This window comes from Streptomyces sp. ADMS, from assembly GCF_033441795.1.
Taxonomy (GTDB): Bacteria; Actinomycetota; Actinomycetes; order Streptomycetales; family Streptomycetaceae; genus Streptomyces.
Map to the genome: position 1 here is coordinate 158052 of NZ_JAVFVX010000005.1, position 10047 is coordinate 168098.

At 69.4% G+C, this 10047-nt stretch carries 9 protein-coding genes and 1 tRNA gene; 4 read left to right on the plus strand and 6 right to left on the minus strand.

The annotated features are described in order from the left end of the window. Positions 1-104 precede the first annotated feature (104 nt). The 6 genes from RB628_RS04010 to RB628_RS04035 all read right to left on the minus strand — a co-directional run bounded on the left by RB628_RS04010 (position 105) and on the right by RB628_RS04035 (position 4411). Positions 105-176, minus strand: a tRNA-Gln gene (locus RB628_RS04010). Between the two features lie 91 nt (positions 177-267). Further along, positions 268-999, minus strand: coding sequence for an HAD family hydrolase (locus RB628_RS04015; protein ID WP_318318847.1), 732 nt, complete (start codon positions 997-999; stop codon positions 268-270). Positions 1000-1153: 154 nt separating this feature from the next. Then, on the minus strand, positions 1154-1663 hold the full coding sequence (locus tag RB628_RS04020) for a hypothetical protein (RefSeq protein WP_318318848.1): 510 nt from the start codon (positions 1661-1663) through the stop codon (positions 1154-1156). 122 nt (positions 1664-1785) lie between these two features. Continuing rightward, positions 1786-3270, minus strand: coding sequence for a glutamate--tRNA ligase (gene gltX / locus RB628_RS04025; protein WP_318318849.1), 1485 nt, complete (start codon positions 3268-3270; stop codon positions 1786-1788). Next, positions 3263-4039, minus strand: a complete 777-nt coding sequence (locus RB628_RS04030) for a fumarylacetoacetate hydrolase family protein (protein WP_318318850.1) — start codon at positions 4037-4039, stop codon at positions 3263-3265. The genes gltX and RB628_RS04030 overlap by 8 nt, the downstream gene beginning before the upstream one ends. 198 nt (positions 4040-4237) lie before the next feature. Further along, entirely contained in the window at positions 4238-4411 is a 174-nt protein-coding gene (locus RB628_RS04035) for a hypothetical protein (RefSeq protein WP_318318851.1), read from the minus strand. Between the two features lie 622 nt (positions 4412-5033). Here RB628_RS04035 and RB628_RS04040 point away from each other — a divergent pair. The 4 genes from RB628_RS04040 to RB628_RS04055 all read left to right on the plus strand — a co-directional run. Beyond that, a complete protein-coding gene (locus RB628_RS04040) occupies positions 5034-8882 on the plus strand; it encodes a nitrate- and nitrite sensing domain-containing protein (RefSeq protein ID WP_318318852.1) in 3849 nt (1282 codons plus the stop codon). 9 nt (positions 8883-8891) lie between these two features. Beyond that, entirely contained in the window at positions 8892-9305 is a 414-nt protein-coding gene (locus RB628_RS04045; RefSeq protein ID WP_010984127.1) for a roadblock/LC7 domain-containing protein, read from the plus strand. 107 nt (positions 9306-9412) lie between these two features. Beyond that, entirely contained in the window at positions 9413-9811 is a 399-nt protein-coding gene (locus RB628_RS04050; RefSeq protein WP_318318853.1) for a DUF742 domain-containing protein, read from the plus strand. Next, on the plus strand, positions 9792-10047 hold a 256-nt coding region (locus RB628_RS04055), incomplete at its 3' end, for an ATP/GTP-binding protein (RefSeq protein WP_318318854.1). The genes RB628_RS04050 and RB628_RS04055, both read left to right, overlap by 20 nt.

Here is a 10047-nt window from a genome sequence, read left to right on the forward strand (position 1 = left end):
AACCGGCGCTACTGCCGTGAGAGGGCAGCGTGCTAGGCCGCTACACAACGGGGGCTTCTGTGGAGTCTGATCTCCACGGGTGCAGATTTGAAGCAATCTGCGAGCTGGCCTACCTGGACTCGAACCAAGACTAACTGAACCAGAATCAGTCGTGCTGCCAATTACACCATAGGCCACTGGAACGCGAGCCCCTGCGGAACTCTTGCTCTAGCTTGCTCCTCCGGATCCTGGCCTTTCGGCCCACTGTCCGGCGGCGCAGGAAGAACATTACCCGAAGGTGGACGGCGCTCCAAAACGGGTATCGGTGCCGAGGATCGCGGGGAGTTCGGCGAGGGAGGCGATCCGGTGCGGGCCCGCGGAGACCTGCTCCGCGCCGCCGAGACCTCCGCGGTCGATCCACACGGACAGCATTCCGGCCTCGACGGCGCCCCGTCCGTCGATGTCCGGATGGTCTCCGACGTACGCCACCTGTTCCGGCGGCAGGCCCAGTGCGTCGCAGGCAGCGTGGAAGGCCTGGGCGTCCGGTTTGTGGAAGCCCAGCTCGGCCGCGCACAGGACGGACTCGAAGCGGTCACGCACGCCGAGCACGCGCAGCTTGCGGTCCTGCACGCGAAGGCTGGAGTTGGAGAGCACCCCGTGCCGGTGGCTTTCGGCGAGGAGGTCGAGGGCCGGCACCACGTCCGGGAAGAGCGCCCAGGCGGCCTCGTAATGCCCGACGTAGCGGTCGAACCAGGCATCGGCCTCGGCGTCGGTCAGCTCCTCGCCCAGGAACATCCGTACCCGCTCCCGGCGCTGTCCCAGAAAGTCGATCTCCCTCGCCGCGAACCGCGCCCACTGCCGGTCGGTGACCTCCCGCCAGCGAACAAGGGCCTCTTCGACGGTCGCGTACCCGTCGAGGAGGCCCTCGGCCACGAGCTGCTCCCGCATGCCGGCGCGGTCCGCCGAGGTGTAGTCGAAGAGAGTGTCGTCGATGTCCCAGACCACGGCTCGGATCGTCATGTCAGCGACGGTACCGTCCGATCGGCCGGGGGCTCGGGGGTTGTCCCCCGATGGGTACAGCGCCGAAGAAGGTGTCGTCCACATCCCGGACCACGGCCCGAATCCTCATGATCCGACGGCAACTCCGGCCCAGGGGGCGTGTCCGCGGAACGCGTCAGTCGTGCTGGCCCCACCACGTGAACCGGGACGGCTCGATGCCGTACAGCTCGACCACGCTGTACGGGCTCGTGTAAAGGGCGTCTCCGTTGGAGGAGGTGCGCAGATAGTTGCCGTTGGCGTTCTGGAGCATGTTGTGGTCACCGTTCCACCACTGCCCGCCGGCGGCCCCGCAGGGGCTGGTCCAGACCGTGTTCGTGTCGGTCTTGTCGTCGGTGGTGAGGCATTCGCCGTTGGCTTTGCTCACCAGCTTGCGATTGACCCCGTAGACGTTGGTGTACGTGTCGCTGCCCCAGGCCCAGTTCCTGGTCGCGAGGGAGTCGTTGCAGGCACCTCCCCACACCTTGTCGCTCACGGTCGACGAGGTGACACAGGCGCCGGTGCGCTCGTTCGAGTACGACCACCAGGTCTCCGCGGACGCGGTGGACAGGGAGCCCGCGACGGCGAGCACGAGGGCGCCGAGTCCCACGGGGACGGTGACCCGCAGCGTTCTTCTCCGAGAAGTCATGATCGCGACGATTCCGGAAAGGGGAAACGCTCACCCGAATCAATCATGAACATGCCACAATGGCGGCCCCAACAACGCGGGGCGGGCAACCACCGCCGCCGCCCCGCGTTTCGGGTACCGCCTTACGCCGCCAGCTTCGCCAGCGCCGCGTCGATGCGGACCAGCGTCTTCTCCTTGCCCAGGACCTCCAGGGACTCGAAGAGCGGCAGGCCGATCGTGCGGCCGGTGACCGCGACGCGGACCGGGGCCTGGGCCTTGCCGAGCTTGAGACCGTGGGCCTCTCCGGCGGCCAGGACGGCCTCCTTCAGCGACTCGACGGAGGACCAGTCGGCGGCCTCCAGCTTCTCCCGGGCCGTGCGGAGCAGCGCGTCGCTACCCTCCTTCATCGCCTTCGTCCACGACGCCTCGTCGAAGGCCGGCTCGGGCAGGAACAGGAAGTCGACGTTGTCCGTGATCTCCGAGAGCACCTTGAGGCGGGTCTGGGCGTGCGGGGCGATCGCCTGCCACTTCGTCTCGTCGAACTCCTCCGGCGACCAGGGGGCGAAGGGGGCCCGGAGCCAGGGCGCGCAGCGCTCCGTGAAGTCCTTCACGTCCCGCAGCCGGATGTGGTCGGCGTTGATCGCCTCGCACTTCTTGAGGTCGAAGCGGGCCGGGTTGGGGTTCACGTCCGACACGTCGAAGGCGGCGACCATCTCGTCGATCGTGAAGATGTCCTGGTCGGCCGAGAGTGACCAGCCGAGCAGGGAGAGGTAGTTGAGCAGGCCCTCCGGGAGGAAGCCGCGCTCCCGGTAGAGGTTCAGCGACGACTCCGGGTCGCGCTTCGAGAGCTTCTTGTTGCCCTCGCCCATCACGTACGGCAGGTGCCCGAAGGCGGGTACGCACTTCGCGACACCCAGGTCCGTCAGCGCCTTGTAGAGGGCGATCTGCCTCGGCGTCGACGACAGCAGGTCCTCGCCGCGCAGGACGTGCGTGATCTCCATCAGCGCGTCGTCGACCGGGTTGACCAGCGTGTACAAGGGCGCGCCGTTGGCTCGTACGATCCCGTAGTCCGGGACGTTCTCGGGGGTGAACGTCAGTTCGCCGCGGACCAGGTCCGTGAACGTGATCGTCTCGTCGGGCATCCGGAAGCGCACGATCGGCTTGCGGCCCTCGGCGGTGAACGCCGACACCTGCTCGTCGGTCAGCTCGCGGCAGTGGCCGTCGTAGCCGGAGGGCCTGCCGGCGGCGCGGGCCGCGTCGCGGCGGGTGTCCAGCTCCTCCGTGGAGCAGTAGCAGTAGTAGGCGTGGCCCGCCTCCAGGAGCCTGGCCGCCACATCCTTGTAGGTGTCCATGCGCTGCGACTGGCGGTACGGGGCGTGCGGGCCGCCGACCTCGGGGCCCTCGTCCCAGTCGAAGCCGAGCCAGCGCAGCGAGGACAGCAGCTGCTCGTACGACTCCTCGGAGTCGCGGGCCGCGTCGGTGTCCTCGATGCGGAAGACGAACGTGCCGCCGGTGTGGCGGGCGTACGCCCAGTTGAACAGGGCCGTACGGACCAGGCCCACGTGGGGGTTACCGGTGGGCGACGGGCAGAACCGTACTCGGACGGCGGGGTCGGGTGCGCTAGCCACGCTTGACAACCTTGTTGGTGAGAGTGCCGATGCCTTCGATGGTGACGGCGACCTCGTCGCCGACGGTGAGCGGTCCGACGCCTGCCGGGGTGCCCGTGAGGATCACGTCGCCGGGGAGCAGCGTCATGGCCTCGGTGATGTTGACGATCAGGTCCTCGATGGAGTGGATCATCTCGCTGGTACGGCCCAGTTGGCGCTGTCGGCCGTTGACCGTGAGCTGGATCGTGAGGTCGGCGGGGTCGAGGTCCGTCTCCACCCAGGGGCCGAGGGGGCAGCTAGTGTCGAAGCCCTTCGCCCGCGCCCACTGCTTCTCACGCTTCTGGACGTCCCGCGCGGTGACGTCGTTGGCGCAGGTGTAGCCGAGGATGACGTCCTTGACGCGCTCGCGCGGGACCTCGCGGCACATCCGGCCGATGACCACGGCGAGTTCGGCCTCGTGGTGCAGTTCCTCGGAGAAGGAGGGGTACTGGATGTCGTCGCCGGAGCCGATCACCGAGGTGGACGGCTTGAAGAAGGCGAACGGCGCGTCGGGCACCTCGTTGCCCAGTTCCCTCGCGTGGTCCGCGTAGTTGCGGCCATAGGCGACGACCTTGTTGGGCAGCACCGGCGGCAGCAGCCGGACCTTGTCGAGGGGGACCTTCGTGCCGGAGAGCTCGAAGTCGGCGAACGGGATGCCCTTGATGATGTCGAGGACTAGCTCGTCCGGCTTGTCACCCTCGACCGCGCCGAAGGCGACGTTCCCGTCGATGGAGAATCTGGCGATGCGCACGGGATTCCTGCGCCCCTCTTCCGATCCGGCTGGAGTCTGACGGTCCAGGCTAACGCGCCGTGGGCGGGCGCCTCGCGCAATGAGCGAGGGCGCCCCTGACCTCCGTACGCCGGAGAGCCGGGTACGAGGGCAGAGGCGCCCTTGACACACAGGTATTCACAGGGTCCGCCCTGAGTGACAGGGCGGCTCTCGCGCGTACTACTCCGCGACGGAGGCCGCGACCGGGGCGTCCACGAGGATGGTGCGGCGGGGGTTGGCGGTCTGGGTGGGGAGGTCCACGGAGTGCTCCGGCTGCTCGACGGGTGTCAGTTCGTCGGCGTCCGTCAGGTGCGCCAGCGTCGTGCGCCGGGGGTTTGCGATGTTGTGAAACATCGTCGTCGTCTTCACTGTTGTAGTCCTCGACCCTGTCGTGTCCGGGCGCCCGGCGGGGCGGGGAGCCGCCGTCCGCGCGCGGGTTGTCGGATTTGCCATCTCTGTAAAGCGTCAGGCTAAACATGCGTTCCCTGGGGAAGTCACCGAGACCCTCGGAACAGCATGTGAGTTTGCTCACGAATCCATGGGCAAAACGGTCAATTCCGACCCCCAATCCCCCTCCGCGAAAAGGACATTTCTTACCTGAAGCCCTCATTCCGCTCCTGATCATGGCGACCTGGACACCGTGACTATCCATGCGACACGTGAAGATTCGGTCGTTATGTACGGAATCGCTTTCTACACCTCGTGACGCGGTGCTCACGAGGTGTCATCGTGGTCACACCGTGACCCATTGGCCTTGTTGGAGGTCCGGCACTGTGCTGGAATTCCACGGACCGCCGCGGGATACGAGCCGGCGCACAGGGGGCGCGAAGCAGCGCCGAGCGGCGGCACGTCAGGGGGGAACCGCGCCGGGTTACTCACGACCACCATGGGGGGCGTATTTCAGGGCGCCCCTTATACGCCGACACCGTCCGTCCGTTCACGCGGAAGGGCGCCTGGTCCAGAGGTTGCGACGCTAGTGCAGGGACGTTTCAAGAGGGATGGCAGCGCTTCGGCGGAGCCGGAGCCACACAACGGAGCCGGTAACGGTTCCTCCCCCCAGCACGCCCAGAACCCGGGCCAGGCAGCTCTGACCGGCGACAACGGCGAGCGGTCGACGCGCCTTGGCAGTGGTGTGCCAGGCGGACCCGGCGGCAAGGGAGCGGTCACCGGCGCCGCCGTGCCGGCCGTGAAGCCCCCCAAGGGCTCGACCGGCCCCGGTGCGCGAATAGCTCTGCGCAACTGGCGTATCTCGACCCGTCTGGTCTCGCTGCTCGCGCTCCCCGTGGTCGCGGCGACCTCGCTCGGCGCGCTGCGCATCAGCGACAACATGGACGACATCCAGCAGCTCGACAACATGCGGCTGCTGACCGACATCACCAAGCAGGCGACCGAGCTCTCCGCCGCGCTCCAGGAGGAGCGCGACCAGTCGGCCGGTCCGCTCGCGCACGACGCGGCGGCGGACGACTACAGCGTCAAGGGCGTCCGCGACAAGACCGACCGCGCCCTCACCAACTTCATCGACGGCGCCGAGGAGATCGACACCGCCAGCAAGGCCGGCTCCCTCGAAGGCGTGCGCGACAGCCTGGTGGGCCTCGTCAGCGCGCTGGGCGACCTCAGCAAGATCCGCAGCAGTGCCTACGAGGACCGGGACAACTCGACACAGACGGTCGAGGCCTACCACCGGCTGGTCACCCAGCTGCTCGACCTCTCCCAGGACATGGCCGAGGCGACCAGCAACCCCGAGATGATCACGCGTACCCGTTCCCTGGCCGCCTTCTCCTCGGCCAAGGAGTACGCGTCCATCCAGCGCGCGGTCATCGCGGCGGCGCTGCCCGAGGACAACAAGACGTTCGGCCGGCTCTCGGAGAACGACCGGCTCTACGCCGAGTCGGCGCTGAACAGCCAGGACTCCGAACTCAGGAGCTTCGTAAGCATCTACGGCAACGGCTCCGAGGAACTCCTCAGGACGATCGACGAGGGCAGCCCGACGATCACGGCCGCCGACCTCTACGCCAAGCGCATCCTGCAGAGCCCGGACGGTATCCAGGGGCTGCAGAAGCGCTCCTACAAGGACTGGATCGACGACGACTCCGCCAGGATCGTCCAGATGAAGAAGATCGAGCTCACTCTGCTCAACGAGATGGAGCAGAAGGCTCGTGAGCTGCGCAACGAGGCCGAGCAGGAAGCGATCGTCTCCGGTGCGCTGATCCTCCTCGTCCTCGGTGTATCGCTGGTCGGCGCCTTCGTCGTGGCCCGGTCCATGATCCGCTCACTGCGCCGGCTCCAGGACACCGCGACGAAGGTCGCCCAGGACCGGCTGCCCGAGCTGGTCAAGCAGCTGTCCGAGTCCGACCCGCAGGACGTCGACACCTCCGTCGAGTCGGTCGGTGTGCACTCCCGGGACGAGATCGGCCAGGTGGCCGCGGCCTTCGACGACGTGCACCGCGAGGCCGTCCGCCTCGCCGCCGAGCAGGCCCTTCTGCGGGGCAACGTCAACGCGATGTTCACCAACCTCTCGCGCCGCTCCCAGGGCCTCATCCAGCGTCAGCTGTCGCTCATCTCCGAACTGGAGTCCCGCGAGGCCGACCCGGACCAGCTGTCCTCCCTCTTCAAGCTCGACCACCTCGCGACCCGTATGCGCCGTAACGGCGAGAACCTCCTCGTCCTCGCCGGTGAGGAGCCCGGCCGCCGATGGACCCGTCCGGTCCCGCTGGTCGACGTGCTGCGCGCCGCCGCCTCCGAGGTGGAGCAGTACGAGCGCATCGAGCTTTCCTCGGTCCCGACCACCGAGGTCGCCGGCCGGGTCGTCAACGACCTCGTGCACCTGCTCGCCGAGCTGCTGGAAAACGCCACGTCGTTCTCCTCCCCGCAGACCAAGGTCAAGGTCACCGGTCACGCGCTGCCCGACGGCCGCGTCCTGATCGAGATCCACGACACCGGTATCGGCCTCTCGCCCGAGGACCTCGCGGCGATCAACGAGCGGCTCGCCGCACCTCCCACCGTGGACGTGTCGGTCTCCCGCCGCATGGGTCTGTTCGTGGTCGGCCGCCTCTCGCAGCGCCACGGCATCCGTATCCAGCTGCGTCCGTCCGACTCCGGTGGCACGACCGCGCTGGTCATGCTCCCCGTCGATGTCGCCCAGGGCGGCAAGAAGCCCGCTCCGGGCAATGCCGGCCAGGGCGGAGCCCCCACGGGCGGTCCCGCCGCCGCACAGGCCGCCGCCGGTGTGGCCGCGGCTCGCCGGGGCGGTGGCCAGGGTGCTCCCGCCGGTGGCGGGCTCCTCGGCGCCGGTGGCGCTCCGCGCGGTCAGGTCGGCTCCGGCCAGAACCCGCGGGCCGCGCTGCCCGGCCGGGACGCGAACGGTCGCCCGGGTGGACCGGGCGGAGCGCCGCGTGGACCGCAGGGTCCGGGCGCCCCGCAGCAGGGTGGCAGGCCGGCTCCGGCCGGTGCGGGCGCCGGAGGATTCGGCGGCCAGGCTCCGGGTGCTCCGCAGGGCATGCAGGCCACCGGAGGATTCGGTGACGGCCAGGGCGGGCGCCAGAACCAGGACGCCTTCGGCAACAGCACCGGACGCCAGGACGCCTTCGGCGGCTCGCGTGGCTCCGTACCCCCGCCGCGCGCGGAGGGACAGGGCGGCGGGCGCCGTCCACAGCTCCCGCCGCGTGGCGGTGCGCGTCCGGAGCTGCCCGGCGGCAACGCGCCGTCCCGTCCGAGCTGGAGCGACGAGAACGCGCAGCCTCCGGTGCCGCGTGCCTCGCTCGACACCCCGCGCGGTCACGAGGAGCCGGACTCCACCTCGCGGATGCCGCGCATCGACGACCGGCACGGCTCCGCCGCGACCTCGGAGATGCCGGCGATTCCCCGCCTCGACGACCTCCAGAACCCGGCCGCCACCTCCGAGTTCGCCCGCCCCGACTTCAACGCCCCGCGTCCGGGCGGCCCTTCGGACACCGGCCAGTTCCCGGTGCCCGGCTTCGGTGGCTCCACCGACACCAACGGCCAGCAGAACAACGGGTCGTTCGTCCGCTCGGACGTCTTCGGCACCCCGCCCGGCGGCCAGCAGAACCCCCAGAACCCGCCGAACAACGGGCAGTTCGCGCCGTCGTCGTACGACAGCGGTTCGACGGGCCAGTTCCCGTCGCCGACCGGGTACGACTCCGGGTCGACCGGCCAGTTCCCCGCGCCCCCCGGCTACGACAGCCGGGGCCCGGTGCCGGGCCGCCAGCAGGACCCGTTGTCCACCGGCCAGTTCGAGCGGCCGCAGCCGGGCGCGGGCCGTGGTCCCGCCGACTTCGGTGGCTCCCGGCAGCCGGTCCCGCCGCGCCCGCCCCAGCCGGAGGCACTGCCGCCGGCCAGCGGCCCCGGTGACGGACGTACTCCGCTGTACGACACCCTGGAGACCAACTGGTTCCACGGGCAGGGGCAGTCGCAGGCCAACGGCATCAGCAACGGCAACGGTTCGGCTCCCTCGCAGCCGTCCTCCGCGCCGACTCCCCCGCGTCCGGCGACCGCGCCGGCCTCGACCGGCTCCTGGCGCACCTCGCCGAACGACGAGCTGGTCCGACAGGCCGAGCGGGTCCGCCAGCCGGCCGCGGGTGGCGTCACGACTTCCGGCCTTCCGCGCCGGGTCCCGCGTGCGAACCTCGTACCGGGTACGGCTCAGCAGCAACAGCACCAAGGCGGTCCGGCGGTTTCGCGTGCGCCCGATGACGTGCGCGGCCGGCTGACCAACCTCCGTAGGGGCATCGCCCAGGGTCGGCAGGCCGGTACCGGCTCCGACCAGACCGGCAGCTTCCCCAGCCCCACTCACCAGCAGGAGCGATAGTTGAGCCAGATGAGCCAGGCGGCACAGAACCTCAACTGGTTGATAACCAACTTCGTGGACAACACCCCCGGGGTGTCCCACACCGTCGTCGTGTCCGCAGACGGTCTCCTTCTGGCGATGTCCGAAGGCTTCCCGCGGGACCGCGCCGACCAGCTCGCGGCCGTCGCCTCCGGGCTCACCTCGCTCACCGCGGGTGCCTCGCGCATCTTCGAGGGCGGCACGGTGGCCCAGACGGTCGTCGAGATGGAGCGGGGCTTCCTCTTCCTCATGTCCGTCTCGGACGGATCGTCGCTGGCGGTCCTCTCTCACCCCGAGTGCGACATCGGCCTTGTCGGCTACGAGATGGCGCTTTTGGTCGACCGGGCGGGCGCTGTGCTCACCCCAGACCTGCGCGCCGAACTACAGGGCAGTCTGCTCCACTGACCGCTCCGGATCGACCCGCCTCACCAAACACCGTCCGGCCGACACAAAGCCCCCACCGGCCATGTCAGACGGCACGACTGACCGACGCTGTCCCGCCCGGAGGATTCATGACCCCGCCCACCGCCTCTCATGATCCGTACGCTCATACGTACGAGGACGAGGGCGACCAGCCGCTGGTACGGCCCTACGCCATGACCGGCGGCCGGACCCGGCCGCGCTACCAGCTCGCCATCGAGGCGCTGATCAGCACGTCGGCCGACCCGGCCCAGCTGATGGGACTGCTTCCCGAGCACCAGCGCATCTGCCACCTGTGCCGTGAGGTGAAGTCGGTGGCGGAGGTGTCGGCGCTTCTCGCCATGCCGCTCGGTGTGGCGCGCATCCTCGTCGCGGACCTCGCCGAGGCCGGACTGGTCGCCATCCACCAGCCGGGCGGCGACGAGAACAACGGCGGTGCACCAGCGGTGACACTGCTCGAAAGGGTGCTCAGTGGACTTCGCAAGCTCTGACGGGGGGCGGGCCACCACCTCCGCGAAGATCGTGGTCGCGGGTGGCTTCGGCGTGGGCAAGACCACGTTCGTGGGCGCCGTCTCGGAGATCAACCCGCTGCGTACCGAGGCCGTCATGACGTCGGCCTCGGCGGGTATCGACGACCTCACGCACACCGGGGACAAGACCACCACCACGGTGGCCATGGACTTCGGCCGTATCACCCTGGACCAGGACCTGATCCTGTACCTCTTCG

Coding starts and splice junctions, on each gene's coding strand:
- RB628_RS04015 (WP_318318847.1), bottom strand. CDS start 999: ATGACGATCCGAGCCGTGGTCTGGGACATCGACGACACTCTCTTCGAC.
- RB628_RS04020 (WP_318318848.1), bottom strand. CDS start 1,663: ATGACTTCTCGGAGAAGAACGCTGCGGGTCACCGTCCCCGTGGGACTC.
- RB628_RS04035 (WP_318318851.1), bottom strand. CDS start 4,411: ATGTTTCACAACATCGCAAACCCCCGGCGCACGACGCTGGCGCACCTG.
- RB628_RS04045 (WP_010984127.1), top strand. CDS start 8,892: ATGAGCCAGGCGGCACAGAACCTCAACTGGTTGATAACCAACTTCGTG.
- RB628_RS04050 (WP_318318853.1), top strand. CDS start 9,413: ATGACCCCGCCCACCGCCTCTCATGATCCGTACGCTCATACGTACGAG.